Origin of the sequence: Haloferax chudinovii (assembly GCF_042663345.1) — an archaeon.
Taxonomy (GTDB): domain Archaea; phylum Halobacteriota; class Halobacteria; order Halobacteriales; family Haloferacaceae; genus Haloferax; species Haloferax chudinovii.
Genome location: NZ_JBHTAB010000001.1, coordinates 584,079 through 607,626 on the forward strand (window position 1 = coordinate 584,079; position 23,548 = coordinate 607,626).

Consider the following 23,548-nt stretch of genomic DNA (forward strand, 5'->3'; position numbering starts at 1 on the left):
ATGCCACTCACACCCGAGACCCTCACGCGACACGAACTCAACGGCCTCCACGTGGAGGTCGTCGACGCGGCGAACCCCGACCTCGTCGGGATAGCCGGTCGCATCGTCGTCGAGACGATGCACACGTTCATGCTCGACGACGGGTCTCGGGTGCGGCAGGTGCCGAAACGAGGGGCGACCTTCGAATTTGCGATTCCGCGCACAGATGAAGCCGCCGGCGCCGCGAAGGCGTCGGGGACCGCGTCCAAACTTCGGTCGGATACTACTGGCGGATTTGATGCCAGTCAGTCTGATCGGCTCGCCGACTCATCACCGGCGGCTTCCCGTTCCGGGAATTGCGAGGGCGTGGCCTACGTTACGGTGGATGGCGCACAACTGCTCTCACGACCCGCCCTGCGCACCGAAACTACAGGTGACTCGAAATGGCGATAGGACTTGACGTTCCAATGCCTCCGGAACCTGACGATTCCGAGGCTTACGACTACGAAAAATGTCCGTTCTACGGCTCGCTCTCCGTCCGGGGTCAAACCCTGGAGGGGACAGTCGTCTCGACGGACATGGCAAAGACCGTCATCGTCGAGCGGGAGTACGACGTATTCGTTCCGAAGTACGACCGCTACATGAAGCGACGTTCCCGCATCCCGGCACACGTGCCGGGCGTGCTCGACGACGTCGCTGTCGGTGACGAAGTAACGATTGCGGAGACCCGACCTCTCTCGAAGACGAAATCACACGTCGTCGTCGAGATTATGGGAGGTGACGAGTGATGGAAGCGCTCAAAGCGGACATCACCAAGGGTGTCGCCCGTGGCTCGCTGGTCACGTGCGCCGACAACACCGGCGCTCGTGAACTGAAGATTATCAGCGTCGCGGGTTACTCCGGCACGAAGAACCGCCACCCCAAGGCAGGCATCGGGAACAAGGTGACCGTCTCGGTCACCAAAGGTACCCCCGAGATGCGCCGCCAGGTGCTCGAAGCGGTCATCGTCCGCCAGCGGAAATCCATCCGCCGGCCCGATGGCACGCGTGTGAAGTTCGAGGACAACGCCGCCGTCATCATCGACGAGATGGAAGAGCCTCGCGGGACCGAAATCAAGGGCCCCGTCGCACGCGAAGTCGCCGAGCGCTTCGGGAGTATTGCATCGACGGCTACGATGATTGTATAGTATGACTCGACAACCGCGCAAACAGCGAACCCAGATTCGCGACGCGCCGCTCCACGAGCGGCAAAAGCAGGTCCGCGCACCGCTGTCGGCCGACCTCCGCGAGGAGTACGGTAACCGTAACGTCCGCGTCAACGCGGGCGACACGGTCGAGGTGCTCCGCGGCGACTTCGCCGGCGACGAAAGCGAAGTCACCGAGGTCGACCTCAGGGACGCCGTCATCTACGTCGACGGCGTCACCGTTGAGAAAGCCGACGGCGAGGAGGCCCCACGCCCCCTTCAGGCCAGTAACGTCCGCGTGACGGAACTGGACCTCGAAGACGACGTGCGCGAGGCCCGACTCAAGGAGGATAACGAATGACTCGACACCAGAAGCGACTGTCCGTACCGAAGTCCTGGCCGGTCGAGCGCAAGACAGGCACGTTCACGGTCAAGGCCGGAGCGGGTCCGCACGGCGAATCGGGGGTTCCCCTCCTCATCGTCCTGCGCGACGTGCTCGGCTACGTGGACTCGAAGAAGGAGGCCCAGTACGCCCTCAACCACCAGAGCATTCTGGTCAACGGCGACGTGGCCTCCGACGTCCGCCGTCCCATCGGGATGTTCGACATCCTGGCGTTCGTCCAGCGAGAGGAGTACTACCGCGTCTTCCCCGACGAGGGGGGCCGCCTGGCACTGACGCCCATCGACGCCGACTCGGCATCCAGCCGTCTCGGCAAGATTGTGAACAAGACGCAGGTCAGCGGTGGCGACTTCCAGCTGACGCTCCACGACGGGGCGACGCTCATCGTCGAGGACGCCTCGGAGTACAGCGGCAAGGACTCCATCGTCGTCGACAGCGAGACGAAGGACGTCGTCGCGCACTTCCCCTACGAGGAAGGCGCGCTCGTCACGGCCGTCAACGGGCAGCACGCCGGCGAGATCGGCGAGATCACCGAGATCATTGTCACGCCCGGAAGCGGGAACAACTCCGTTGTCGTCGAGACCGAAGACGGCGAGTTCGAGACGGTCGAACAGTACGTCGTCGTCATCGACGAGAACTTCACGGGGGATGACGAATGAGCGAGGCTGACTTCCACGCGATGCGCGACCCGCGCATCGAGAAGGTCGTCGTCCACATGGGCGTCGGCGAAGGTGGTCGCGAACTCGCCAAGGCCGAGGACATCCTCGAGGAGATTACCGGTCAGGAGAGCGTTCGCACCATCTCCGGCCGCGCCTCGCAGGACTTCGGCGTTCGCCGCGGCGAACCCGTCGGCGCGAAGGTCACCCTCCGCGGTGACACCGCCGTCGAGTTCCTCGAAACCGCACTCCCCATCGCGGACCTCTCGGTCTCGTCGTTCGACGAGACGGGCAACTTCGGCTTCGGCGTCGAAGAGCACACGGAGTTCCCGAGCCAGGAGTACGACCCGCAGATCGGTATCTACGGGCTGGACGTGACGGTCAACCTCGTCCGCCCCGGCTACCGAGTGAAAAAGCGCGACAAGCGTTCCCGCCAGATTCCGTCGTCCCACCGGATGACCGTCGAGGACGCCGTCGCGTTCATCGAGTCCACGTTCGACGTGGAGGTTGAAGAATGAGCGATAGCGAAACAGAACAGACGGGCGAGCACGCGTCCCGCCGCACCGGCCAGGAGAACGAGTGCCGGCGCTGCGGTCGAAAACAGGGACTTGTCAGCAAGTACGACATCAACCTGTGCCGCCAGTGCTTCCGAGAGATCGCCCGCGAGATGGGATTCAAGAAGTACCGATAAGCAATGGCTGACAACGACCCACTCAGTAGCGCGCTCTCCGGTGTGGATAACGCCGAGAGCGTCGGACACCTGTCCCACGAGATCCAGCCCGCCTCCAACATCATCGGCTCCGTCCTCGAGGTCTTCTACGACCGCGGGTACATCGACGGCTTCGAGTTCGTCGACGACGGCAAGGCCGGTCTGTTCGAGGTCGAACTAAAAGGCGCAATCAACGATTGTGGCGTCGTCAAGCCCCGGTATTCCGCCGGAGCCGACGACTTCGAGAAATGGGAGAAGCGATTCCTCCCCGCCCGTGACTACGGCGCGCTCATCGTCACGACGAGCCACGGCGTCATGAGCCACTACGAGGCCCGCGAGAAGGGCATCGGTGGCCAGATCATCGCCTACGTCTACTAGAACAATGAGCCGAATAGAAATCGAAATCCCGGACGAGGTATCCGCCGAGGTCAAGAACCTCGAGCTCACCATCGAGGGCCCCAACGGAAGCGTCACAAAGCGCCTCTGGTACCCGAACGTCTCGGTCTCCGCCGAAGACGACGCTATCGTCATCGAGAGCGACGTCGAGAACGCGAAGACCAACGCGACTATCGGTACCTTCGAGAGCCACGTGAACAACATGCTTCACGGCGCGACCGAGGGGTGGGAGTACAAGATGGAAGTCCACTACGCTCACTTCCCGATGCAGGTTAGCGTCGAAGGGAGCGACGTGGTCATCAAGAACTTCCTCGGCGAGAAGTCCCCGCGACGAGCGCAGATTCGCGGCGACACGGACGTACAGGTCGACGGCGAAGAACTCACCCTGACGGGCTCCAACAAGGAGAACGTCGGGCAGACCGCCGCCGACATCGAACAACTCACCCGCGTCAAGGACAAGGACACTCGCGTGTTCACCGACGGCGTGTACATCACCCAGAAACCGCAGACTGGTGATGCCTAATGTCGGAAGAAATCACCGAACTCGAAGACATCAGCGGCGTCGGCCCGTCGAAGGCCGACGCGCTCCGCGAAGCCGGCTTCGAGAGCGTCGACGACGTCCAGGCCGCGAGCCAGTCCGAACTGGCCGAGGTCGACGGCATCGGTAACGCGCTCGCCGCGCGTATCAAAGCCGACGTCGGTGGCCTCGAGGTCTCCGACGAGGCCGAGGCCGAAGTCGAAGACGAGTCCGAAGCCGAGCCTGAGGAAGAGGAAGCCGAAGACGTCGAGACGGAGCTTCAGCCCCGCGGTCACGCGGACAAGAAGCCCCAGCTCGACGACGAAACGGCGGAGGCCCTGGCGCAGAAGCGCCGCGAGGGCAAGCCGCAGTTCAACCGGCAGGACCACCACAAGAAGAAGCGCACGCCCACGTCGTGGCGTCGCCCCCGTGGTGGTCTCTCCAAACAGCGTATCGGCATCAAGGGCAAGGGCCCCAAGGTCGAGGCGGGCTACCGCACGCCGAAGGCCGCCCGCGGGCTTCACCCCTCGGGCTTCGAGGAGGTCCGCGTGTTCAACACGGACGACCTCGAAGGCATCGACGGCGATACGCAGGCAGTTCGCATCGCCTCCTCGGTCGGCGCGCGCAAGCGCGAGCGCATCGAGGAAGCGTGTGAGGACCGCGAGATCCGCGTCCTCAACCCCACCTACGTCGAAGTCGAGGTGGATAACTGATGACTGACCTCAAAGCGCAGAAGCGAATGGCGGCCGACGTCCTTGACGTCGGCAAGGGTCGAGTGTGGTTCGACCCCGAGGAACAGTCCGAAATCGCGGAGGCCATCACGCGCGAAGACATCCGTGAACTCGTCGACGAGGGCACGATTCGCGCCACGGACGCCAAGGGCAACTCGAAAGGTCGCGCACGCGAGCGCGCCGCCAAGCGTTCCTACGGTCACCGCAAGGGTGCCGGCTCCCGCAAGGGCCGTTCCGGCGCTCGACAGAACAAGAAAGACGCATGGGTCAGCCGAATCCGCGCCCAGCGCCGTCGCCTGAAGGAGCTTCGCGAGGACGGAACGCTCGACCGTTCCCAGTACCGCTCGCTCTACAACAAGGCGTCCGGTGGCGAGTTCGATAGCGTGGACCGGCTCGAAGCGTACATTCAGAACAACTACCAGGTGGAGATTCAATAATGGCGACCGGACCACGATACAAGGTTCCGATGCGGCGTCGCCGCGAAGTCCGGACCGATTACCATCAAAGGTTGCGCCTGCTGAAATCGGGCAAGCCCCGCCTCGTTGCTCGCATGAGCAACAAGCACGTCAGGGCGCAGCTGGTCACTCCGGGCCCGCAGGGCGACGAGACCCACGCTGCAGCGACCTCTGCCGACCTCGACGAGTACGGCTGGGAAGCCCCAACGGGCAACCTCCCGAGCGCGTACCTCACGGGGTATCTGGCAGGTAAGCGGGCGCTGGCCGCCGGCGTCGAGGAAGCGGTCCTCGACATCGGCCTCAACACGGCCACGCCCGGAAACAAGGTCTTCGCGGTGCAGGAGGGTGCTATCGACGCTGGCCTCGAAATCCCCCACAACGACGCAGTACTCGCTGACTGGGACCGCAACCGCGGTGTCCACATCGCCGAGTACGCGGAGCAGCTCGACGAGCCGCTCTACAGTGGAGACTTCGATGCCACGAACCTCCCCGACCACTTCGACGAAGTGCTCGGGAACCTTCAGGAGGACGAATGAGCAGAAATAACAACGGCTGGGAGCCGCGAACGCGGCTCGGCCGCATGGTGCAGAACGGCGACGTCACGTCGATGGACCAGGCGCTCGAGACGGGACTTCCGCTCAAGGAACCCCAGCTCGTCGACCAGCTCCTTCCCGGACTGGACGACGAGGTGCTCGACATCAACATGGTCCAGCGCATGACCGACTCCGGCCGCCGGGTGAAGTTCCGGTGTGTCGTCGCAGTCGGGAACCGTGACGGCTATCTCGGCTACGCTGAGGCCCGCGACGACCAGGTCGGCGGTGCCATCCAGAAAGCCATCGAGGTGGCGAAACTGAACATCATCAAGGTAGACCGCGGCTCGGGCTCGTGGGAAGACCGCGCAGGCGGCCTCAACTCCCTCTCGCGCAAGGCGGAGGGGAAGGCCGGCTCCGTGACGGTCCGCATCATCCCCGCCCCGCAGGGTCTCGGCCTCGCGGCCGCAGAGACCGTCCGGAACATCCTCGAACTCGCCGGTATCCAGGACGCCTGGACCAAGAGCGACGGGAACACCCGGACCACGGTCAACCTCGCGAAGGCGACCTACAACGCACTCAAGAACGCGTCGCAGTCCCGCACTCCGCGGCGCGCTCGCGAAGTCCGTCAGGAGGTGCGCGAATAATGCAGGCTATCGTTCAGCTTCGCGGTGAGGTCAACATCGCTCAGGACGTCCGCGACACGCTTTCGATGCTCAACATCCACCGCGTGAACCACGTGACGTTCGTGCCGGAGACCGACGCCTACCGCGGGATGATCTCGAAGGTCAACGACTTCGTCGCGCACGGCGAGCCGAGCGTCGACGTCGTCGAGACCCTCATCAGCACGCGCGCCGAGCCCGAACAGGGCGACGCCGACATCACCGACGAGTGGGTCTCCGAGAACACCGACTACGACGACGTGGCCGCGCTCGCGCAGGCCATCGTCGACGAGGAGACGACACTGCGAGCGCAGGGCGTCTCCCCCGTGCTTCGTCTGCACCCGCCGCGCGGCGGTCACCGCGGACAGAAGCACGTCACCAAGGAAGGTGGCCAGCTCGGTAAGCACAGCACCGAACAGATCGACGAGCTCCTGGAGGACATGCGATGACGTCCAAGAAGCGACGCCAACGCGGCTCCCGAACGCACAGCGGCGGTACCCACAAGAACCGGCGTGGCGCCGGTCACCGCGGCGGTCGCGGCCGCGCCGGACGCGACAAACACGAGTTCCACAACTACGAGCCGCTCGGCAAGCACGGCTTCAAGCGACCCGACGTCCTACAGGACGACGTCGCCGAAGTCAAGATTCAGAAGCTCGACGAGGACGCGGCGCTCCTCGCGGCCGACGGAGTCGCCGAGAAAGACGGTGACACCTACGTCGTCGACGCTCGCGACGTGGCCGAAGACGGCTGGGACGCGGACGTCGTGAAGGTGCTCGGTGGCGGGCAGGTCCGCAACGAACTGCACGTCGTCGCCGACGCCTTCACGGCTGGTGCCGTCGAACTCATCGAAGAGGCAGGCGGCGACGCCGAACTCTCCGAACGCGCTGAAGAAGCGGCCGAGGCCGAGGCCGAAGAATCGGCTGACGCCGACGAAGACGACGAGGAATAAATCATGGGATGGAAGGACGCCGCCGAACCAGTGCTTTCGCGGATGCCCGCAGTCGCCCGACCGGAGGGACACGTCCCGTTCCGCCGGAAACTCGGGTGGACCGGCGGCATCCTCGTCTTGTACTTCTTCCTGACGAACGTGACGCTGTTCGGCCTCGACGCCGCGACCGCGAACGACCTGTTCGGTCAGTTCCGGTCCATCTTGGCCGGCCAGCAGGGCTCGGTGCTCCAACTGGGCATCGGTCCCATCGTCACGGCGAGCATCGTCCTGCAACTGCTCGGCGGTGCTGACCTGCTCGGACTCGACACGGACAACAACCCGCGCGATCAGGTCCTCTATCAGGGTCTCCAGAAACTGCTCGTCGGGGTCATGATCGTCCTGACGGGGGTGCCGATGGTGTTCGCAGGGAACTTCCTGCCGGCCGACCAGGCCGTCGCGACGTCGCTCGGCATCGGGACGTTCGGCGTTCGGAGTCTCATCTTCGCGCAGATCGCCGTCGGCGGCGTCCTCATCCTGTTCATGGACGAAATCGTCAGCAAGTGGGGCGTCGGGTCCGGGGTCGGCCTGTTCATCATCGCCGGGGTCAGCCAACAGCTCGTCGGTGGGCTGTTCAGCTGGCAGGGTCTCGGCGGCACGTCGGGGCTGTTCCCGACGTGGATTGGCATCGTCACCGGTGCCGTCGAACTGCCGGCCTCGCCGACCGACCTGCTGTCGACGATATTCCTCGGTCAGGGACAGTTGCTCGCGCTCATCACGACGCTTCTCATCTTCGGCATCGTCGTCTACGCCGAGAGCGTCCGCGTCGAGATTCCCCTCTCGCACGCCCGCGTCAAGGGTGCTCGCGGTCGCTTCCCCGTGAAGCTCATCTACGCGAGCGTCCTGCCGATGATCCTCGTTCGCGCCCTGCAGGCGAACATGCAGTTCCTCGGGCGCATCCTCAACAACTCGTGGGTCGGCATGCCAGCGTGGCTCGGCCAGTACACGAGCGGACAGGTCACCGGCGGTCTGTTCTACTATCTCGCGCCCATCCAGTCGCGCTCCGACTGGATGTGGTTCCTCGGCCTCACGTCGGCCGACCCGCTCGACATCGCTATCCGCGTGCTCATCGACCTGATCTTCATGATCGTCGGTGGCGCGGTGTTCGCGATCTTCTGGGTCGAGACGACGGGCATGGGTCCGGAATCGACCGCGCAACAGATTCAGAACTCCGGGATGCAGATTCCCGGCTTCCGCCGTAACCCGCAGGTCATCGAGAAGGTCATGGAGCGGTACATCCCGCAGGTGACCGTCATCGGTGGCGCGCTCGTCGGCCTGCTCGCCGTCATGGCGAACATGCTCGGCACCATCGGTGCAGTCTCCGGGACGGGACTGCTCCTCACGGTCTCCATCACGTACAAACTGTACGAGGAGATCGCGGAGGAACAGCTCATGGAGATGCACCCCATGATGCGCAACATGTTCGGCTCCGAATAGCGAGCACCGACGCGCTCGACGGCCGCCGCGCGCCGCGGCGAACGTCACCGCCGTATCATTTCATTTCTACCGCGCTCGACCGGATAGCGGCGCGGCCGCCTCGACGGACGCCGCCCGCGCCGTCGGCAATCCGGTCACTTTTGACTCCCGGCGGGGGAAGACCGGGGTATGCACGAGGGGCGACTCGCGGTCGATATCGAGACGGCCAGCCCGAACGGCCCGCCGAGCGACTTCCGAGACACCGACGACTTCGAGTTGGTCGCGGTCGGGTTGGGCCACCGCGTCGGCGGCGTCACCGACGCCGACACCGAGGCCGAAGTCGAGGTGCTCCTCCGCGACGGCGACTGGTCGCTCGACCGCACCGCCGACCTCCTCCGGCGGGTCGTCGAGTGGTGCGAGGCCCGCGGGGGGCGCGTCGTCACGTACAACGGCGAGTACTTCGACGAACATCACCTCCGCGCGTGGGCCGACCGAGTCGCCGACGCCGGCGTCTGGGCGGACGCGCCGCGCCGAATCGACGCGCTGTTCGCCGACCACGTCGACCTCGGGGGGCTCGCCGCCGAGGCGTATCCCGGCGCGGTCCGACCGAACCGCGACATCCCGGCGCTGTGGAAGGCGTGCGAGGAGGCCGGCGTCGACCAGCCGACCGTCTGGTACGACGACTACGACCTCCCGGCGGGCTACCTCGAACGCCTCGGCGTCGAGGACGCCCACGTCAAGGGGGCGCACGTCGGCGAGGCGCTGGGCGAGGCGTACGTCGAAGGCGTCGTCGCGGGGCTCGACCACACGCGGACGCACGCCGAACTCGCCCGACTCCTCGTCGACTACGCCGCCGCCGACATCGAACCGCTGTTTTCGCTCCACGACGCGCTCCGCCGGGCCGGCGCGAGCGCGGACTGAGCCGTCTCACCCTCGCAGACTCGGGCCGAGGCCGTCAATTACACGGGAGAGCGTCCTGTCTCGCGGCAAACGTTTAGCCGCCGGCAGTCGTAGCCCGTGGTATGAACGACCTCGAACCGGCGGCCGCCGTCGAAGAGGCGCTCCGCGGTAACGGCATCAGCGTCGAGTCGGTCTCGCTCGACGACCCCGTCTCGCTGACCTATCTCACGGCGTTCCCGGACGTCGAACCCGACCACGGGGAAGTCGGCCGGGCGGTCACGGCCTTCCTCGACCTCGCCCAAGACGACGAGTTCGACCCGAGGACCGTCGAGGCGACGGTGCTCCGAAGCGAGGGCGACGTGCAGGCGACGTGGACGCTCGAAGCCGACTGGATTCGCGCGTACACCGACTACTCGCTGGACGACGAGGAGCTGTCCGAGCGCGTCCTCGACAGCCTCTACGAGGGGGGCGACGCGTGAGCGCGTGGCGACACCGCGGTGAGCCGCCGGCCGCCCGCGGCCCGCGTCGGCCCTCGCACTTCGAGTACTCGCGCGTCTCGTTGACGTTCGACAGCGAGGGGGCGAACTGCGCGGGCTGGCTCTACCGTCCCGACGGCGTCGAGTCGCCGCCGGTGGTCGTCATGGCCGGCGAGCTCGCGGCGGAGCGTCGCTTCGGGCTCCGCCCCTACGCCGAGCGACTGGCCGAGGCGGGCTACGCGGCGTTCCTCTTCGACTATCGCAACACCGGCGACTCCGACGGCGAGCCCCGGAACCTCGTCGCGCCCGACGCGCAGGTGGCCGACTGGCACGCCGCGCTCTCCGGCCTCCGCGAGCGCGACGAGGTGGACTCGCGCTCGCTCGTGCTCTGGGGCGCTGGCCTCTCCGGCGGCTACGCCCTCCGCGCGGCGGCCGAGGACGGCCGCGTCGCCGCCGTCGTCGCCCTGCACCCGATGCTCGACGGGAAGGCCGTCACGCGGGGGCGCGGCGTCAAAGGCACGCTCGCGGCGGTCGCCGCCGGCGTCCGCGACAGACTCCAGTCGCGATTCGTCGGCCCGTATCGCGTCCCCGTCGTCGGCGACGGCTCGTCGATGGCCGTCTTCGAGAACCCCGGCGTTCGCGCCGCCTACCGCGACCTCGTGCCGCCGGGGAGCGCGTGGCGCGACGAGACGCCCGCTCGGTTGTTCCTCTCGTTACTCCGCTACCGGGCGCTTCCCGACCCGGATGCGGTCACCTGCCCGACGCTCCTCGTTTCGGGGACGCGAGACGACCTCGCACCCGCCGACGCGGTGGCTGACCTCGCGGACGAGCTTCCGAACGCGACGCTGGTCGAACTCCCCGCGGGTCACTTCGACCACTACGACCGGGCGTTCGAACAGACGTTCGGCCACCTCCTGTCGTTCCTCCGAACGGTTCGCTGACGGGAGTCGTCAACCCGCTGAATCCTCGCGCGAACCATTATGTCCTCACCCGGCCTATACCATACAGAGATGTCCACATCCACCCGTCTCGTCTCGTTGTTCCTCGCCGTCGCGCTCGTCGCGGTGGCCGCATCCGCACCGGTGTTCGCACAGGAGTCGGAGACGCCGAGCGATGCCGACACACAACGGCTTCTCGAAGAGGGGGTCGCGCTGTACAACGCCAACATCGAAGAGTTAGACGTCTCGTTCGCCCGAAGTCTCGTCGCGGGGCGAACGGTGAACGTCTACATCGAAGACGGGGGAGAGACCCGGGTGTTCTCGGCGTCGGTGCGAGACGACATGCGAATCGAAGACCTGTCGACCGGCCCCGACAGCGAGGCGTCGACCCGCATCACGACGGACCGAGAGACGCTCGAAACCATCGCCGAGTCGTCCGAGCCGATGGCCGAGGTACGAAGCGCCCTCTCCGACGACCGCATCCGCGTCGCCGGCGAGCGAGGACACCCCGTCGACCAGGTCGTCTGGACCGTCGCTAACACGTTCAAGAGCTTCTTCCTCTGAACCCGGACCGAACCGAACGCCGTCCGACTCCGTCTTTTTCCGCGTCGTCGCGTCCGTGGGTCCGTAACCCACTTTGCCACCGTTCTCGTCTCTCCGTCGATGACGTTCACGCGCACGGTCGAACTCGACGGCCACATCATCGATTCGGGGATGATGCAACAGGCGATGGGTATCGTGATGGACCTCGACGGCGACTTCGACGTCGAGCAGTTCGACGTCGGGCGGCAGAAGGACGAGCCTTCCTACTGCCGGATGTCTGTGACCGCGGACGACCGCGAGACGCTTCAGGAGATACTGCACGAACTCCACCAAATCGGCGCGAACCTCACGGACCCCGTCGACGCCCGCGTCGAGGCCTCGCCGGCCGACCGGGTCGTCCCCGTGGGCTTTTACTCGACGACGAACCACCCGACCGACGTTCGGTACCGGGGTGAGTGGCTCCCGGTCGAGGACATCGAGATGGACTGCGCGATAGTCATCGAGGAGACCGAAAACGGCCCGCGCGCCTCCACGAAGGTTCTCAACGGCATCGAGGAGGGCGACCTCGTCGTCACCGACGAGGCGGGGATTCGCGTCAAGCCGCCGGAACGCCCCCGCGACGCCTCCGGCCCCTTCGGGTTCATGCAGGGCGGCGTCTCCTCGGAGCGCCCCTCGGAGTCGCTCATCGGCGAGGTCGCCGAGGCGCTCTGCGAGACCAAAGCTGACGGCGGGAACGTCCTCGTCGTCGCCGGGCCGGCGCTCATCCACTCCGGCGGCGGCGACGCCCTCGCCGAACTCGTCCGCGAGGGCTACGTGGACATGATTTCGGCCGGCAACGGCTTCGCCACTCACGACATCGAGCGCGGGCTGTACGGCACCTCGCTCGGGATGGACATGGAGACGATGGAACACCCGCGGAAGGGCCACAAACACCACATCTACACCATCAGCGAGGTCATTCGCGCCGGCGGCATCGCCGAGGCCGTCGAGGAGGGACTCATCGAATCGGGCGTGATGTACGAGTGCGTGAAACACGACGTGCCGTACGTCCTCGCGGGGTCGATTCGGGACGACGGCCCGCTACCGGACACCATCACCGACACCATCGAGGCGCAGAACGCCATCCGCGAGCAGGCCCACCGCGCCGACATGGTGCTGATGCTCTCGACGCTCCTGCACTCTGTCGCCGTCGGCAACTGCCTGCCCTCGACGGCCAAGACCGTCTGCGTGGACATCAACCCCGCGACCGTCACGCAACTGCTCGACCGCGGCTCCTCGCAGGCCATCGGGATGGTCACGGACATCGGGACGTTCGTGCCGACGCTCGCCGAGAAGGTGCTCGAAGCCGACGGCGAGAACTGACCGGGCCGCTCCCGCCTGTTCCGCCGCGGGCACCGTCTGACGGGTCAATTATCACCCTGTGTGGTCTCTCGTGTCCTGTATGCAACCCAACGCAGTGCGAGTGCTCCTCGCCGCGGTCATGGTTCTCCTCGCCGGGTGCGGGGGCGGCGTCGGCGGCGACGCCACGACCCCGACCGAACCGACGACCGCGACCGAACCCACGACGGACGCGACAGACGCGACGACGACCGCCGGCGGCGAGTCGGCCGACCAGAGCGGCGACGCCGCCGCCGAACGCTCCTCAGTTACGTTCAACGGAACGTGGGACCAGCAGTACCGGACCGGGCAGTACTACCGCTACGACATCGAGAGTCCGAGCATCGACGGCACCGCGACCTACGAGTGGGAGGTCGTCTCCGCGACCGACGACGAGGTGACGGTTCGGACGAAACTGGTCACGCCCAACGCGACGAGCGAGCAGACCGTGACCGCGCCGCCGGACGAGGTGTACGGCGAACTCGCCGGAACTCCGTCGGGGTCGGTCGCTACCCTCGGCTTCGATTCGCCGTACTACAGCGGGGTCGACGGCGAGACTCTCAGCGTCGGCGACCGCTGGGAGTCCTCGGGAGCCAACGGGACCGTGAGCTTCGAAGTCGAGGCGCTATCGACCTACGCCGGCCTCGAGTGTGCGGAGTTCGTCGTCCGGACGAACGGGAGCGTCTTCTGGGAGAGCTGTGTCACCCCTGAGAGTCCGTTGCCGGGCTACGTGGCGTTCTACGAGGAGGAAGGCGACGAGACGCCGGCGTTCGAGATGGAACTCGTCGAGTATCGAAGCGGGAACTGAATCGGCCGGGAGCGCCGTTTCGGGCGGTCAGACTTTTTCCAGCGGGACGACCGCCATCGGGATGTTCGAGTGCAACAGGACGTCCTGTGCCGTGCTCCCGAAGACGATTTTCGAGGTCGGATTGCGCTTTCGGACGCCGATGACGATTTCGTCGGCTCCCTGTTCGTCGGCGCACTGGAGGATGTCGTCGGCGGCGTCGTTACCGCGGATGTACTGGTGGGTCTCGACGTCCACGAGGTCGCCGAGTCGGGACGTCACGACGTTCAAGGCGTCCTCGCCGTCGCGGACGTCCTCGCTGTCGGTCTCGTCGCCGCCGCGGTGGGAGTTGACGACGTGGAGCACGTCCCCGGCGGTGATTCGCCGCGAGAGATAGTCGCAGACTTCGGCGCTCGTGTGGACCGAGTTCGTTCCAATAACGTATGTTGCCATGTCTCATATCGCCACGCCGTCGTATAAAAATCCACGCCCGACCACGCCCGTCAGGCCTGCTTCATCATCGCCAACACGTCGTCTCTCGTCATCGCGTTCCCGTGTTCGTCGTGGGCGTGTTCCTGAATCACTTTCACCACCTCGTTTCTGTTCTCGGAGGTCACGCTGAACCCGCACGAACACGTCGCCTGTTGCATCGCCTTCGACATAGCGAGAGAGATACGCGCTCCAGAGACAAAGCGTGTGTTCACACTCATCACGACACTCCCCCCGGCGGACGGGTTCCCGAGGCCGTGTCGTCGCGGGCGTGCCGGCCGCTCCCCGGACCCGTCGGGGACAAAACATTTACCCGCCCGTAAATGTCAGTCAGATATGGAAAGAAACGCCCTCCTCACCGCCGGGGCGGTCGGCGTCGTCGTCGTGGCGCTCGTCGCCGCCGCCGTCGTTCCGGGGGTCGTCGCGGACCCGACCGACGACGGCCCAGTCCGTCCCGGTCCGGTGGACGTCGCCGGCGTCTCCATCGCCGCCGGGCAGGCGACGGGGGAGACGGTCACCCTCGAAATCGAGACGCGAATCGACCACCGAGGCAACCCAACGGAGAACGTGAGCGTGCTCGTCCGCGCCGTCGACGCCGAGTCGGGACTGCTGACGACGACGCAGGAACTCGACGTGGGAACGCTCTCCAAAGCGGGTGAGACGGCGACGACGACCAACCTCACGGTGCCCCGCGAGGGCGGCTACGACGTCGAGGTCGTCCTCTACAGCGACGACGAGCGGGTCGACGAGGCGCGAAAGAGCGTTCGCGGCGTCTCGGCCATCAAGCCGCCGTACCTCCGGTCGACCACCTCGTTCACCGACAGCGAGGCGCTCCCGCCCGTCTCCTTCGCCATCGCCGAGACCGGCGAGGACCGGACGACACTCGACCTGACGGCGACGCTGACGAACGCCGGCGACGCCCCGGCCGAGGACCTCTCGGTGCTGTTCGTCCTCCGGCAGGCCGAGTCCAACATCGTCGCCTCCCGAACGACGGTCGACGCGGGGACCATCGAGACCGGCCGGACCGAGACGGTGGACGCGTCGGCGAGCGTCCCGAACGACTACAACTACTACATCGACGCCGTGTTGCTCCGCGACGGGGTCGTCATCGACACCGCCCGCGGCGCGGCGAACCTGAACCCAACGAGGACGATTAGCGTGAACCAGACCAGAGAGGACGTGGAACTCCGCGTCGAAGACTTCGAGAACGGCGACGGCGGCGACGCGCCGCAGGCAACCGACTACGAGCAGACCGAGACCTCCTCGTCGGCACCGGGCTTCGGCCCGCTCGTGGCGGTCGTGGGGCTTCTCGCGGCCGTCTTCGTCGCCCGGAGGTGGTCGAAATGAGCGACGAGGCGCGGACGGACGAAGACCGGTCTCCGACCGACGAGACGCGGGCGACCGACGACGCGGCGGGTGCGGACAGGCTCCGAGAGTCCACGGACTCGACCGACGACGAGGAAACCGAGAACCGCGAGTTCGCGGAGCGGATGCGCCGCTACCTCGACTACGCGGTGCTCGCGGGACTGCTGTTGCTCGCGCTCATCGCGGCGCTCCAGTTCTACTTCAACGCCAGCCAGACCATCACGACGTGGGTGAACCCCGAGTACCGCGCACCGTTCCAAGCGGCGTTCAACCTCGTGTTGCTCCTCGGGGCGGCGCTCGGCGTCTCCGTTCAGCTTCGCCGACTGACGAGCGACTGAGCGGTCCGCGTCACCTCTCACCACGCATACAGTTTTCAGTCCGCCGCCCAAGTTGTCGGCTATGAACTTCCTCTTCGTGTCGGCGGACGCCGCGCTCATCACCGACCTCGCGTGGCAGGTCCACAGGGAGGGCCACGACGTGCGGTACTACATCGAGGCCGAGCGCGACAGGGAAATCGGCGACGGCTTCGTCCCGAAGACCGACGACTGGCGCGCGGAGGTCGACTGGGCCGACGTCATCGTCTTCGACGACATCTGGGTCGGCTCCGACATCGGAACCGGCGCGCTGGCACAGGAACTCCGCGAGGAGGGACACGCCGTCGTCGGCGGGACGCCCAACACCGACCGCCTCGAAGAGGACCGCGGCTACGCGATGGACGTACTGGAGGCCCACGGCGTGAGCACGGTCGAACAGCGCGTCTTCAACGACTTCGACGAGGGAATCGAGTACGTCCGGCGGAACCGCGCCCCCTACGTCATCAAGCCGCTCGGCGAGGTGCAGAACGTCAAGCGCCTCCTCTACGTCGGCAACGAGGACGACGGGAGCGACGTGGTCGAAGTGCTCCGCGCGTACAAGCAGGCGTGGGGCCACCGGATGAAGGGCTTTCAGCTCCAGCGGAAGGTCGAAGGCGTCGAAATCGCCGTCTGCGGCTTCTTCAACGGGGAGACGTTCGTCGACCCGGTGAACTTCAACTTCGAGCACAAGAAGCTGTTTCCGGGCAACATCGGCCCCTCGACCGGCGAGATGGGCACCTCGATGTTCTGGGCCGGGCGGAACCGGCTGTTCGAGGAGACGCTGGGCCGACTCGAACCGTGGCTCGCCGAGGAGGGCTACGTCGGGAGTATCGACATCAACTGCATCGTCAACGAACACGGCATCTACCCGCTGGAGTTCACCCCCCGGTTCGGTTACCCGACGATTACGCTCCAAGAGGAGTCGTTCGAGTCGTCGACCGCGCAGTTCTTCTCCGACCTCGCCCACGGCAACGACCCCGAGCTATCGGTTCACGGCGGCTACCAAATCGCGGTCCGCATCGTCCTGCCGCCGTTCCCGTTCACCGACAAACAGACCTACGACGAGAACTCGCGGAACGCGGCGGTCGTCTTCGAGACCGACAGCCGCGAGGGCGTTCACATCGAGGACGCAAAGCTCGTCGACGGGCAGTGGCGCGCCGCCGGCGAGAGCGGTATCCCGCTCGTCGTCACCGGGACGGGCGAGACGATGCAGGAGGCGAGACGACAGGCGTACGACCGCGTCGACGACATCGTCATTCCGAACCTGTACTACCGCGACGACATCGGCGAGCGGTGGATCGCCGGCGACGGCGACCGACTGCTCGCGTGGGGCTACCTCGGCCCGGCCGGCGAGTAGTCGATTCCTCGGGGGTCGGTTCGTCGGGAGTCGATTAGTTGAGCGCCAGCCACGCGGCGAAGACGGCGAGGCCGCCGACGGCGGTGCTCAGCGCGGCGTGGACCCGGAGCCGGTCGAGAACCGCGTGAGCGTGGCCGTCTTCGACGGACAGCAGTTCGTGAATCTCGCTTCCGATTTCACAGCGCGGGAGGAAGTCCATGGCGACGTGGAGGAACACGCCGGAGGCGAAGCCGAAGACGAGGCCGCGGAAGGCGTCGGTCGCGGGGAGCGACACGGCGCTGGAGACGATGGCGGCGATGCCGAGGCCCGCCGCGGGGAGGAGCAACGGCGCGACCGACTTGCCCTGTCCCGAGAGCCGGCGGGCGGCGGCGTAGCCGGCCGGGCCCTTGTGCGAGACGATGGCGAGGCCGAGGCCGACGCCCACGTCGATGTTGCCGTAGACGATGCCGATAATCGCGCCCGCGGAGACGGCGTGCGCCGAGAGCTCGGTCACGGTGCGGTCCACGGGGAACTCCATGTGGGCGAAGCGGTGGCCGACGGTGTGGGCGGCGAAGCCCGCGAGGATGCCGAAGGCGATGCCGAAGCCGCCGAACTGGGGGTGGTGGCCGAGCGCCTGCGGGACCAGAAACACCGCGGCGCTCGTCACCATCGCGCCGCTGGCGAGGCCGTAGCCCCAGACGAGTCCCTCGGCGTGTTCGGTCCGGCTCCGCGCGCCGAGGGGCGCGGCGAGCGCCATCGCGCCGAAGGCGGCCCACGAGACGACGAGCAGGTTCCACGCCTCGACGCTCGCGGCGTACCCCGAGAGCGCGACGAGCGCCACGACGCTCCCCGCGCCGATGGCCGTCGAACGGTTCATATTATGAACGAAACGGTTCGGATTAATAAGAGGCGCGGTTCCGGCGGAACGCGGGGGTCGAATCGCTGAGGGACCTCACCGCGTCGCCCGCTTCCACGCCTTGAGGTCCGCGATGTCGCCGTCGAACTCGGCGGGGTCGGCGTCGGTCGCCGCCCAGACGAACAGGTCGGCCACCTCGTCGGGGTCGCGGCCCTGTCCGCCGGTGAGGTCGGTGGCGACGAGGCCGGGGTCGACGACCGTCACGGTCCGGTCGCAGTCGGCGGCGAACCCCCGGACGAGCGCCTCGGCGGCCGCCTTGGAGACGGCGTACGCGCCCATCCCCGGCTTCGCCTCGCGGGCGATAGAGCCGGAGGGGACGAGGATGCGCCCGTCGTCGGCCATGTGCGGGAGCGCCTCTTTGACCGCCGCGAAGACCCCGCGGACGTTCGTGCGGAGCGTGTCGTCGAACGCCGCGTAGGACTCCTCGGGCGTGCGCATCTCACCGGGGGTGCCGTGGGCGACGGCGGCGTTGGCGACGAGCACGTCGATGCGTCCGCCGGTGCGGGCCGCCGTCTCCATCAGGCGCTCCATGTCGAGTTCGTCGCGCACGTCGGCGCGGACGGCGCTGGCGGTCCCGCCGCCGGCCTCGATGTCGTCGACGACCGACTGGAGGGCGTCGGCGTCGCGGGCGCAGGCGACGACGGTCGCGCCGGCCTGACCGAGGGCGCGTGCGACCGCCGCGCCGATGCCGGAACTCGCGCCTGTGACCACCGCGGTGGTGTCGTTCATGCGGGGCCGTACGGATGGACCGAGCCTAAAGCTACCCCCCGACGGCGGTCGATTCGGTCAGTCGATTTATGTCCTCCACGTCCTTACGAACGGACATGAATTCTGTCTCGGCTCTCGACTCTCTCGCCGGGGAGTCCGTCGTCGTCGTCGGCGGCGGCTTCGGCGGCCTCTCGACGGCGTGCTACCTCGCGGACGCGGGTGCCGACGTGACGCTGTTGGAGAAGAACGAACAGCTCGGCGGCCGAGCCAGCACGCTCGAACGCGACGGCTTCCGGTTCGACATGGGGCCGTCGTGGTACCTCATGCCCGACGTGTTCGAGCGGTTCTTCGCCTACTTCGGCAAGCGCCCCGAGGACTACTACGGGCTGACTCGGCTCGACCCGCACTACCGAATCTTCTTCAAGGACGGCGACCGCGTGGACATGCTCCCCGACGTCGCGGCCAACAAGGCCACCTTCGAGTCGTACGAACCCGGCGCGGGCGACAGGCTCGACGACTACCTCCGGAAGGCCGAGCGGAACTACCGCATCGGGATGGAGCACTTCGTCTACACCGACCGCCCGGACCTCACCGACTACATCGACCTCGACGTGTTCCGGTACTCGTGGGGGCTGTCGCTCGTCGGCTCGATGCAGGACCACGTCGAGAACTACTTCGACCACCCGAAGCTCCAGCAGATAATGCAGTACACGCTGGTGTTCCTCGGCGGCGCGCCGAACAACACCCCGGCGCTCTACAACCTCATGAGCCACGTCGACTTCAACATGGGCGTCTACTACCCCGACGGCGGCCTCGGGGGCGTCGTCGACGCCATCGTCGACCTCGCCGAGGAGCTGGGCGTCGAGTTCCACACCGACTCGCCCGTGGCCGAAATCGCCGGTCGCCGCGGCGGGTTCGCCGTCCGCACCGAAGACGGCCGCGAGTTCCTCTGCGACCAAGTCGTCTCCGACGCGGACTACGCCCACACCGAACAGGAACTCCTCCCGGAGAAGAAGCGCCAGTACGACGCCGACTACTGGGACTCCCGGACGTACGCCCCCTCGGCGTTCCTGCTCTACCTCGGCGTCGAGGGCGACGTGGACGAACTCGCCCATCACACGCTCGTCTTGCCCACCGACTGGGACGACCACTTCGAGACGATATTCGACGACCCGGCGTGGCCAGACGACCCCGCGTACTACCTCTGTGTGCCGTCGAAGACCGACGACTCGGTCGCGCCGGAGGGCCACAGCAACCTGTTCGCGCTCGTCCCCATCGCCGCCGGGTTGGAGGACACGCCCGAACTCCGAGAGAACTACCGCGACCTCGTCCTCGCCGACATCGCCGACAACACCGGCGTCGACCTCCGGGACAGAATCGTCGTCGAGGAGTCGTTCTGCGTGAACGACTTCAAATCGCGCTACAACAGCACGCAGGGAACCGCCCTCGGCCTCGCCCACACGCTGTTCCAGACGGCGCTCCTCCGCCCGCCGCACGGCTCCGACGCGGTCGACGGCCTCTACTTCACCGGCTCGTTCACCACGCCGGGCATCGGCGTCCCGATGTGTCTCATCAGCGGCCAACTCACCGCCGAGGAGATGGCCGACGACGCGAGGTGAGCGCCGACATGGCCACACAGACCGAGGCCGGCGAGGGCGGCGAAGGCGGCGAGGCCGGCGCGCCCGGCGGTGGCGGACGAGGGGACGGCGGTCTGCGGGACCGACTCGTCTATCTCGCGGTCCTCTCGCGGCCCCGGTTCTGGCTCTACCTCGCCGGCCCCGTCGTCGTCGGCGTGGCGGCGGCCGCGAGCGCCCCCGCCGACCTGTTCGGCCTCGAACCGCTCGCCCTGTTCGCGTACTTTCTGGTCCCCGCGAACGTCTTTCTCTACGGCGTCAACGACGTGTTCGACGCCGACGTGGACGAGGCGAACCCGAAGAAAGACGACCGCGAGGCTCGCTGGCGCGGCGACCCAGTAAACACCGCCGTCGTCGCCGCGAGCGGCCTGCTCGGACTCGGCCTGTTCGCCGTCGTCCCGCGGGTCGCGTGGCCGTGGCTCGCCGCGCATTTCTTCCTCGCCGTCGAGTACAGCGCGCCGCCGCTTCGGTTCAAGACGACGCCGCTTTTCGACTCGGTGTCGAACGGCCTGTACGTCCTGCCGGGCGTCGCCGCCTACGCGGCCGTCTCGGGCTCGAATCCCCCGATACTCGCCGTCGCGGGCGCGTGGCTCTGGACGATGGGGATGCACACGTTCTCCGCGATTCCCGACATCGAACCCGACCGCGAGGCCGGGGTTCGGACGACCGCGACGGCCCTCGGCGAGCGCCGAACCTACTGGTACTGCGCCGCGACGTGGGGACTCGCCGCCGTCGCCTTCGCCGCGGTCGACCGCCGACTCGGCGCGCTCTTGGCGGCCTATCCGGCCGTCGTCCTCGGCATCGTCGCCGCCGGCGTCGACGTGGACCGGGCGTACTGGTGGTACCCCGTCATCAACACCGTCGTCGGCATGCTCATCACCCTCGGGGCGCTCTGGAGGCTCGTCTATGGGTGAACGCGAGTCCCCGGGGGTGCGCCCGTGAGCGTGAGCGACCTGCGAGCGCGCCTGCCGTCCACCCGCCGCGAGGCGGAAACCGCCCTCGACCGACTCGTGCGCGACAACCGGTTTACCATCTCGGTGTTCTTCCCGCTGAACGGCGCGGTGCTCCTCGTCGCCAGCGCGATGGGCTGGCTCCCCGCCCCGCTCGCGTTCAACGCGTCTCTCATCCTCCTCGGGACGGTCGTGATGCGCTCGCCGCTCGTCGTGGGCGTCCTCCCGCTCGTGACCCGGCGGGCCGCCCTCGGCGTCGGCGCGCTCACCGCCTACGCCTACACCGTCGAGTACACCGGCGTCACCACGGGCTGGCCCTACGGCTGGTTCCACTACGGCGTCGACCTCGGCCCGACGGTCGCCGGGGTTCCGGTCGGCTTGCCGGTGTTTTTCATCCCGCTCGTGATGAACGCCTACCTGCTGTGTCTGCTCCTGCTGGGCGACCGCGCCCGCAACGGGGCCGTCCGCCTCGGCGTCGTCATCGCGGCCGTGCTCGCCATGGACGTGGTGCTCGACCCCGGCGCGGTCGCGCTCGGCTTCTGGGAGTACGACCGCCTCGCCGACGACGCACTGTTGTTCTACGGCGTCCCGCTTTCGAACTACGCCGGCTGGGTCGTCAGCGCCACCGTCGCCGTCGTCGCGCTCGACTGGTCGTTCGACCGGGAGGCGCTTCTCGCCCGACTCGACCGCACGGAGTTCATGCTCGACGACCTCGTGAGCTTCGTCATCCTCTGGGGCGGCATCAACGCGTGGTTCGGCAACTGGGTACCCGTCGCGGTCGCCGCGCTGTTCGGCGTCGGACTGCTCAAGACGGATCGGTTCGACTCGCGGCTCCTGCGGCTTCCCCGGCGGTTGCCGTGGCGCTCCTGAGGCGCGAGGCAATCGCTCGCGGGAGTCGTTTCCACTTGGGCAGGCCGAAGCCGAGAAGAACCACTCGAAGCCGACGAGCGTGGCCGCGGCCACGGGGTCGGCCACGGGGTCGGTGAACGGGAGCCAACTGGACACCGTCCCGAAGCCGGCGGTGGCGTCGCTGACGAGGTTGCGTTCGACGGAGGCGTGTCGGGGGAGAAGCGAGAAGGACAACAGCTAAACCGTTTCACTCGGGGAGAAACTGCGCGCTCAGTCGGAGCCCCAGCGGTTCAGTGACCGGAGCCACCCGGAGACGCGCCCGCTCCGCCGACTGCGGCCGACCGGCGTCGAACCGGGGCCGAACTCCGCGTCGAGTTCCTCGTCGTCGGGGTAGGGAACGACGCTGACGGTCTTGAACACGGCCACGGGGTCGCGCCAGACTGCCCAGTACGCCGCGGTCTTCGCGAGGAGGGTGAGCTTCCGCCCGAAGCCGAGTTCGGGCGTCGTCGTGAGGGTGTCGTAGTCGAGCTTTCGAATCGACCGGTGGTGGTCGGCGTACAGCACCGCCGAGAGCAACACCGGGAACTGGCAGTCCGCGGGGAGGTACTCGATGCCGGCGACGCCGTTGCGGTACAGCGACTCCGTTCGGCGGAGTTCGTCGCGCATCACGTCGGCGACGCGCGCGTCGAAGTCGAGGTCGAGTAGCTGTTCCGTGTCGACGTCGTGGCGGTCCAGCGTCGTCTGTGGGAGGTAGACGCGGTCGCGCTCGACCACGTCTTCGCCCACGTCGCGGAGAAAGTTCGACATCTGAAACGCCTGTCCGAGCGCCGTCGCGTGCGGGAGCGCCGCCTCGGGGTCGTCGGGCCGCATGACGGCGGTCATCATTCGGCCGACCGCCGAGGCCGACCCGTCCATGTACGCCTCTAACTCCTCGTAGCTCTCGTAGCGGTCCTTCTCGATGTCCGACTCCATGGCATCGATGAAGACGTTCACGTCGTCGGCGTCGATGCCGTAGCGCGCTCTGAGTTCGGCGAACGCCGACAGGACGGGGTCGTCGGTCTCCGCCGAGCCGAGCGCCTCGGCGCGGAGGCGTTCGAGACGCTCGCGCTGTTGGGCCGGCGGCGCGGTCTCCTCGGCGTCGACGACCTCGTCGGCGACGCGGAAGAACGCGTACAGGACGTACGTGGCGTGTCTGACGCGCTCGGGAAGGAGCCGCGTCGCGAAGTAGAACGTCTTTCCCGTCCGCTGTTGGATGTCTTTTCCCGCCTCGACCTGTGATTCATTGAGCATCGTTTCGTGTGCGTGGCCGCG

Annotated in this window: 33 protein-coding genes; 28 read left to right on the plus strand and 5 right to left on the minus strand. The window is 67.2% G+C overall.

The annotated features are described in order from the left end of the window. The 22 genes from ACFQI8_RS02990 (at nucleotide 1) to ACFQI8_RS03095 (ending at nucleotide 13,661) form a co-directional block, all read left to right on the plus strand. The gene (locus ACFQI8_RS02990) at nucleotides 1-432 is read left to right on the plus strand and encodes a ribonuclease P protein component 1 (RefSeq protein ID WP_390242728.1); all 432 of its coding nucleotides are present in this window, start codon (nucleotides 1-3) and stop codon (nucleotides 430-432) included. After that, nucleotides 423-767: a 30S ribosomal protein S17 gene (locus ACFQI8_RS02995; RefSeq protein WP_013035359.1), complete on the plus strand. Its 345-nt coding sequence runs from the start codon at nucleotides 423-425 to the stop codon at nucleotides 765-767. The genes ACFQI8_RS02990 and ACFQI8_RS02995 overlap by 10 nt, the downstream gene beginning before the upstream one ends. After that, entirely contained in the window at nucleotides 767-1,165 is a 399-nt protein-coding gene (locus tag ACFQI8_RS03000) for a 50S ribosomal protein L14 (protein ID WP_004974917.1), read from the plus strand. The genes ACFQI8_RS02995 and ACFQI8_RS03000 overlap by 1 nt, the downstream gene beginning before the upstream one ends. A gap of 1 nt (nucleotide 1,166) precedes the next feature. Beyond that, on the plus strand, nucleotides 1,167-1,523 hold the full coding sequence (rplX, locus tag ACFQI8_RS03005; RefSeq protein ID WP_390242729.1) for a 50S ribosomal protein L24: 357 nt from the start codon (nucleotides 1,167-1,169) through the stop codon (nucleotides 1,521-1,523). Next, a complete protein-coding gene (locus ACFQI8_RS03010) occupies nucleotides 1,520-2,221 on the plus strand; it encodes a 30S ribosomal protein S4e (RefSeq protein WP_390242730.1) in 702 nt (233 codons plus the stop codon). The genes rplX and ACFQI8_RS03010 overlap by 4 nt, the downstream gene beginning before the upstream one ends. Beyond that, the gene (locus ACFQI8_RS03015) at nucleotides 2,218-2,736 is read left to right on the plus strand and encodes a 50S ribosomal protein L5 (RefSeq protein WP_004969589.1); all 519 of its coding nucleotides are present in this window, start codon (nucleotides 2,218-2,220) and stop codon (nucleotides 2,734-2,736) included. The genes ACFQI8_RS03010 and ACFQI8_RS03015 overlap by 4 nt, the downstream gene beginning before the upstream one ends. Beyond that, nucleotides 2,733-2,909 (plus strand): 30S ribosomal protein S14, encoded by a 177-nt coding sequence (locus ACFQI8_RS03020; protein ID WP_004042587.1) that lies wholly within the window; start codon nucleotides 2,733-2,735, stop codon nucleotides 2,907-2,909. The genes ACFQI8_RS03015 and ACFQI8_RS03020 overlap by 4 nt, the downstream gene beginning before the upstream one ends. 3 nt (nucleotides 2,910-2,912) lie before the next feature. Continuing rightward, on the plus strand, nucleotides 2,913-3,305 hold the full coding sequence (locus ACFQI8_RS03025; protein WP_004042581.1) for a 30S ribosomal protein S8: 393 nt from the start codon (nucleotides 2,913-2,915) through the stop codon (nucleotides 3,303-3,305). Nucleotides 3,306-3,309: 4 nt separating this feature from the next. Continuing rightward, entirely contained in the window at nucleotides 3,310-3,846 is a 537-nt protein-coding gene (locus ACFQI8_RS03030; protein ID WP_390242731.1) for a 50S ribosomal protein L6, read from the plus strand. Next, nucleotides 3,846-4,553, plus strand: a complete 708-nt coding sequence (locus tag ACFQI8_RS03035; protein ID WP_390242732.1) for a 50S ribosomal protein L32e — start codon at nucleotides 3,846-3,848, stop codon at nucleotides 4,551-4,553. Before ACFQI8_RS03030 ends, ACFQI8_RS03035 begins: the two co-directional genes overlap by 1 nt. Next, entirely contained in the window at nucleotides 4,553-5,008 is a 456-nt protein-coding gene (locus ACFQI8_RS03040) for a 50S ribosomal protein L19e (protein WP_390242733.1), read from the plus strand. Before ACFQI8_RS03035 ends, ACFQI8_RS03040 begins: the two co-directional genes overlap by 1 nt. Further along, complete coding sequence (locus tag ACFQI8_RS03045; RefSeq protein WP_390242734.1) at nucleotides 5,008-5,562, plus strand: 50S ribosomal protein L18; 555 nt, start codon at nucleotides 5,008-5,010, stop codon at nucleotides 5,560-5,562. Before ACFQI8_RS03040 ends, ACFQI8_RS03045 begins: the two co-directional genes overlap by 1 nt. Next, nucleotides 5,559-6,203 carry a 30S ribosomal protein S5 gene (locus tag ACFQI8_RS03050; RefSeq protein ID WP_049920563.1) on the plus strand — a complete coding sequence of 215 codons (645 nt, stop codon included), beginning with the start codon at nucleotides 5,559-5,561 and terminating at the stop codon, nucleotides 6,201-6,203. The genes ACFQI8_RS03045 and ACFQI8_RS03050 overlap by 4 nt, the downstream gene beginning before the upstream one ends. After that, nucleotides 6,203-6,667, plus strand: a complete 465-nt coding sequence (locus ACFQI8_RS03055) for a 50S ribosomal protein L30 (protein ID WP_390242735.1) — start codon at nucleotides 6,203-6,205, stop codon at nucleotides 6,665-6,667. Before ACFQI8_RS03050 ends, ACFQI8_RS03055 begins: the two co-directional genes overlap by 1 nt. Then, nucleotides 6,664-7,167, plus strand: a complete 504-nt coding sequence (locus ACFQI8_RS03060) for an uL15m family ribosomal protein (protein WP_390242736.1) — start codon at nucleotides 6,664-6,666, stop codon at nucleotides 7,165-7,167. Before ACFQI8_RS03055 ends, ACFQI8_RS03060 begins: the two co-directional genes overlap by 4 nt. Nucleotides 7,168-7,170: 3 nt before the next feature. Next, nucleotides 7,171-8,640 (plus strand): preprotein translocase subunit SecY, encoded by a 1,470-nt coding sequence (secY, locus tag ACFQI8_RS03065; RefSeq protein WP_390242737.1) that lies wholly within the window; start codon nucleotides 7,171-7,173, stop codon nucleotides 8,638-8,640. Nucleotides 8,641-8,808: 168 nt separating this feature from the next. Beyond that, entirely contained in the window at nucleotides 8,809-9,540 is a 732-nt protein-coding gene (locus ACFQI8_RS03070; protein WP_390242738.1) for a hypothetical protein, read from the plus strand. Between the two features lie 101 nt (nucleotides 9,541-9,641). Continuing rightward, nucleotides 9,642-9,998 (plus strand): DUF8159 domain-containing protein, encoded by a 357-nt coding sequence (locus ACFQI8_RS03075; protein WP_390242739.1) that lies wholly within the window; start codon nucleotides 9,642-9,644, stop codon nucleotides 9,996-9,998. Beyond that, nucleotides 9,995-10,936 (plus strand): alpha/beta hydrolase, encoded by a 942-nt coding sequence (locus ACFQI8_RS03080; protein ID WP_390242740.1) that lies wholly within the window; start codon nucleotides 9,995-9,997, stop codon nucleotides 10,934-10,936. Before ACFQI8_RS03075 ends, ACFQI8_RS03080 begins: the two co-directional genes overlap by 4 nt. 69 nt (nucleotides 10,937-11,005) lie before the next feature. Further along, the gene (locus ACFQI8_RS03085) at nucleotides 11,006-11,497 is read left to right on the plus strand and encodes a hypothetical protein (protein WP_390242741.1); all 492 of its coding nucleotides are present in this window, start codon (nucleotides 11,006-11,008) and stop codon (nucleotides 11,495-11,497) included. 99 nt (nucleotides 11,498-11,596) lie between these two features. Next, complete coding sequence (locus tag ACFQI8_RS03090) at nucleotides 11,597-12,838, plus strand: ornithine cyclodeaminase, nickel-pincer nucleotide-dependent (protein ID WP_390242742.1); 1,242 nt, start codon at nucleotides 11,597-11,599, stop codon at nucleotides 12,836-12,838. Between the two features lie 100 nt (nucleotides 12,839-12,938). Continuing rightward, a complete protein-coding gene (locus ACFQI8_RS03095) occupies nucleotides 12,939-13,661 on the plus strand; it encodes a hypothetical protein (RefSeq protein ID WP_390242976.1) in 723 nt (240 codons plus the stop codon). Between the two features lie 27 nt (nucleotides 13,662-13,688). Here ACFQI8_RS03095 and ACFQI8_RS03100 read toward each other — a convergent pair whose 3' ends face one another. Further along, entirely contained in the window at nucleotides 13,689-14,090 is a 402-nt protein-coding gene (locus tag ACFQI8_RS03100; RefSeq protein ID WP_390242743.1) for a universal stress protein, read from the minus strand. Between the two features lie 50 nt (nucleotides 14,091-14,140). After that, nucleotides 14,141-14,299, minus strand: a complete 159-nt coding sequence (locus ACFQI8_RS03105; protein ID WP_390242744.1) for a DUF1059 domain-containing protein — start codon at nucleotides 14,297-14,299, stop codon at nucleotides 14,141-14,143. 163 nt (nucleotides 14,300-14,462) lie between these two features. Here ACFQI8_RS03105 and ACFQI8_RS03110 point away from each other — a divergent pair, with 163 nt between their 5' ends. The 3 genes from ACFQI8_RS03110 to ACFQI8_RS03120 all read left to right on the plus strand — a co-directional run bounded on the left by ACFQI8_RS03110 (nucleotide 14,463) and on the right by ACFQI8_RS03120 (nucleotide 17,201). Next, a complete protein-coding gene (locus ACFQI8_RS03110; RefSeq protein WP_390242745.1) occupies nucleotides 14,463-15,473 on the plus strand; it encodes a DUF7490 domain-containing protein in 1,011 nt (336 codons plus the stop codon). Then, nucleotides 15,461-15,829 carry a hypothetical protein gene (locus ACFQI8_RS03115; protein WP_390242746.1) on the plus strand — a complete coding sequence of 123 codons (369 nt, stop codon included), beginning with the start codon at nucleotides 15,461-15,463 and terminating at the stop codon, nucleotides 15,827-15,829. Before ACFQI8_RS03110 ends, ACFQI8_RS03115 begins: the two co-directional genes overlap by 13 nt. Nucleotides 15,830-15,890: 61 nt before the next feature. Next, complete coding sequence (locus ACFQI8_RS03120) at nucleotides 15,891-17,201, plus strand: phosphoribosylamine--glycine ligase (protein ID WP_390242747.1); 1,311 nt, start codon at nucleotides 15,891-15,893, stop codon at nucleotides 17,199-17,201. Between the two features lie 34 nt (nucleotides 17,202-17,235). Here ACFQI8_RS03120 and ACFQI8_RS03125 read toward each other — a convergent pair whose 3' ends face one another. Next, nucleotides 17,236-18,057, minus strand: coding sequence for a ZIP family metal transporter (locus ACFQI8_RS03125; RefSeq protein WP_390242748.1), 822 nt, complete (start codon nucleotides 18,055-18,057; stop codon nucleotides 17,236-17,238). Between the two features lie 75 nt (nucleotides 18,058-18,132). Further along, a complete protein-coding gene (locus tag ACFQI8_RS03130) occupies nucleotides 18,133-18,825 on the minus strand; it encodes an SDR family NAD(P)-dependent oxidoreductase (RefSeq protein WP_390242749.1) in 693 nt (230 codons plus the stop codon). A 95-nt stretch (nucleotides 18,826-18,920) separates the two neighbouring features. Between ACFQI8_RS03130 and ACFQI8_RS03135 the strand changes: the two genes are divergently transcribed. The 3 genes from ACFQI8_RS03135 to cruF are packed head-to-tail and all read left to right on the plus strand — an operon-like array spanning nucleotide 18,921 to nucleotide 22,258. Further along, complete coding sequence (locus ACFQI8_RS03135; RefSeq protein WP_390242750.1) at nucleotides 18,921-20,423, plus strand: phytoene desaturase family protein; 1,503 nt, start codon at nucleotides 18,921-18,923, stop codon at nucleotides 20,421-20,423. Further along, entirely contained in the window at nucleotides 20,420-21,352 is a 933-nt protein-coding gene (locus tag ACFQI8_RS03140) for a prenyltransferase (RefSeq protein ID WP_390242751.1), read from the plus strand. The genes ACFQI8_RS03135 and ACFQI8_RS03140 overlap by 4 nt, the downstream gene beginning before the upstream one ends. A 24-nt stretch (nucleotides 21,353-21,376) precedes the next feature. After that, nucleotides 21,377-22,258: a bisanhydrobacterioruberin hydratase gene (cruF, locus tag ACFQI8_RS03145; RefSeq protein ID WP_390242752.1), complete on the plus strand. Its 882-nt coding sequence runs from the start codon at nucleotides 21,377-21,379 to the stop codon at nucleotides 22,256-22,258. Nucleotides 22,259-22,507: 249 nt separating this feature from the next. On the opposite strand, the gene ACFQI8_RS03150 is transcribed toward cruF, so the two are convergent. Further along, nucleotides 22,508-23,527 carry a phytoene/squalene synthase family protein gene (locus tag ACFQI8_RS03150; RefSeq protein ID WP_390242753.1) on the minus strand — a complete coding sequence of 340 codons (1,020 nt, stop codon included), beginning with the start codon at nucleotides 23,525-23,527 and terminating at the stop codon, nucleotides 22,508-22,510. Between the last annotated feature and the right edge of the window lie 21 nt (nucleotides 23,528-23,548).

Coding starts and splice junctions, on each gene's coding strand:
- ACFQI8_RS02990 (WP_390242728.1), top strand. CDS start 1: ATGCCACTCACACCCGAGACCCTCACGCGACACGAACTCAACGGCCTC.
- ACFQI8_RS02995 (WP_013035359.1), top strand. CDS start 423: ATGGCGATAGGACTTGACGTTCCAATGCCTCCGGAACCTGACGATTCC.
- ACFQI8_RS03000 (WP_004974917.1), top strand. CDS start 767: ATGGAAGCGCTCAAAGCGGACATCACCAAGGGTGTCGCCCGTGGCTCG.
- rplX (WP_390242729.1), top strand. CDS start 1,167: ATGACTCGACAACCGCGCAAACAGCGAACCCAGATTCGCGACGCGCCG.
- ACFQI8_RS03010 (WP_390242730.1), top strand. CDS start 1,520: ATGACTCGACACCAGAAGCGACTGTCCGTACCGAAGTCCTGGCCGGTC.
- ACFQI8_RS03015 (WP_004969589.1), top strand. CDS start 2,218: ATGAGCGAGGCTGACTTCCACGCGATGCGCGACCCGCGCATCGAGAAG.
- ACFQI8_RS03020 (WP_004042587.1), top strand. CDS start 2,733: ATGAGCGATAGCGAAACAGAACAGACGGGCGAGCACGCGTCCCGCCGC.
- ACFQI8_RS03025 (WP_004042581.1), top strand. CDS start 2,913: ATGGCTGACAACGACCCACTCAGTAGCGCGCTCTCCGGTGTGGATAAC.
- ACFQI8_RS03030 (WP_390242731.1), top strand. CDS start 3,310: ATGAGCCGAATAGAAATCGAAATCCCGGACGAGGTATCCGCCGAGGTC.
- ACFQI8_RS03035 (WP_390242732.1), top strand. CDS start 3,846: ATGTCGGAAGAAATCACCGAACTCGAAGACATCAGCGGCGTCGGCCCG.
- ACFQI8_RS03040 (WP_390242733.1), top strand. CDS start 4,553: ATGACTGACCTCAAAGCGCAGAAGCGAATGGCGGCCGACGTCCTTGAC.
- ACFQI8_RS03045 (WP_390242734.1), top strand. CDS start 5,008: ATGGCGACCGGACCACGATACAAGGTTCCGATGCGGCGTCGCCGCGAA.
- ACFQI8_RS03050 (WP_049920563.1), top strand. CDS start 5,559: ATGAGCAGAAATAACAACGGCTGGGAGCCGCGAACGCGGCTCGGCCGC.
- ACFQI8_RS03055 (WP_390242735.1), top strand. CDS start 6,203: ATGCAGGCTATCGTTCAGCTTCGCGGTGAGGTCAACATCGCTCAGGAC.
- ACFQI8_RS03060 (WP_390242736.1), top strand. CDS start 6,664: ATGACGTCCAAGAAGCGACGCCAACGCGGCTCCCGAACGCACAGCGGC.
- secY (WP_390242737.1), top strand. CDS start 7,171: ATGGGATGGAAGGACGCCGCCGAACCAGTGCTTTCGCGGATGCCCGCA.
- ACFQI8_RS03070 (WP_390242738.1), top strand. CDS start 8,809: ATGCACGAGGGGCGACTCGCGGTCGATATCGAGACGGCCAGCCCGAAC.
- ACFQI8_RS03075 (WP_390242739.1), top strand. CDS start 9,642: ATGAACGACCTCGAACCGGCGGCCGCCGTCGAAGAGGCGCTCCGCGGT.
- ACFQI8_RS03085 (WP_390242741.1), top strand. CDS start 11,006: ATGTCCACATCCACCCGTCTCGTCTCGTTGTTCCTCGCCGTCGCGCTC.
- ACFQI8_RS03090 (WP_390242742.1), top strand. CDS start 11,597: ATGACGTTCACGCGCACGGTCGAACTCGACGGCCACATCATCGATTCG.
- ACFQI8_RS03100 (WP_390242743.1), bottom strand. CDS start 14,090: ATGGCAACATACGTTATTGGAACGAACTCGGTCCACACGAGCGCCGAA.
- ACFQI8_RS03105 (WP_390242744.1), bottom strand. CDS start 14,299: ATGTCGAAGGCGATGCAACAGGCGACGTGTTCGTGCGGGTTCAGCGTG.
- ACFQI8_RS03110 (WP_390242745.1), top strand. CDS start 14,463: ATGGAAAGAAACGCCCTCCTCACCGCCGGGGCGGTCGGCGTCGTCGTC.
- ACFQI8_RS03120 (WP_390242747.1), top strand. CDS start 15,891: ATGAACTTCCTCTTCGTGTCGGCGGACGCCGCGCTCATCACCGACCTC.
- ACFQI8_RS03125 (WP_390242748.1), bottom strand. CDS start 18,057: ATGAACCGTTCGACGGCCATCGGCGCGGGGAGCGTCGTGGCGCTCGTC.
- ACFQI8_RS03130 (WP_390242749.1), bottom strand. CDS start 18,825: ATGAACGACACCACCGCGGTGGTCACAGGCGCGAGTTCCGGCATCGGC.
- ACFQI8_RS03135 (WP_390242750.1), top strand. CDS start 18,921: ATGAATTCTGTCTCGGCTCTCGACTCTCTCGCCGGGGAGTCCGTCGTC.
- ACFQI8_RS03150 (WP_390242753.1), bottom strand. CDS start 23,527: ATGCTCAATGAATCACAGGTCGAGGCGGGAAAAGACATCCAACAGCGG.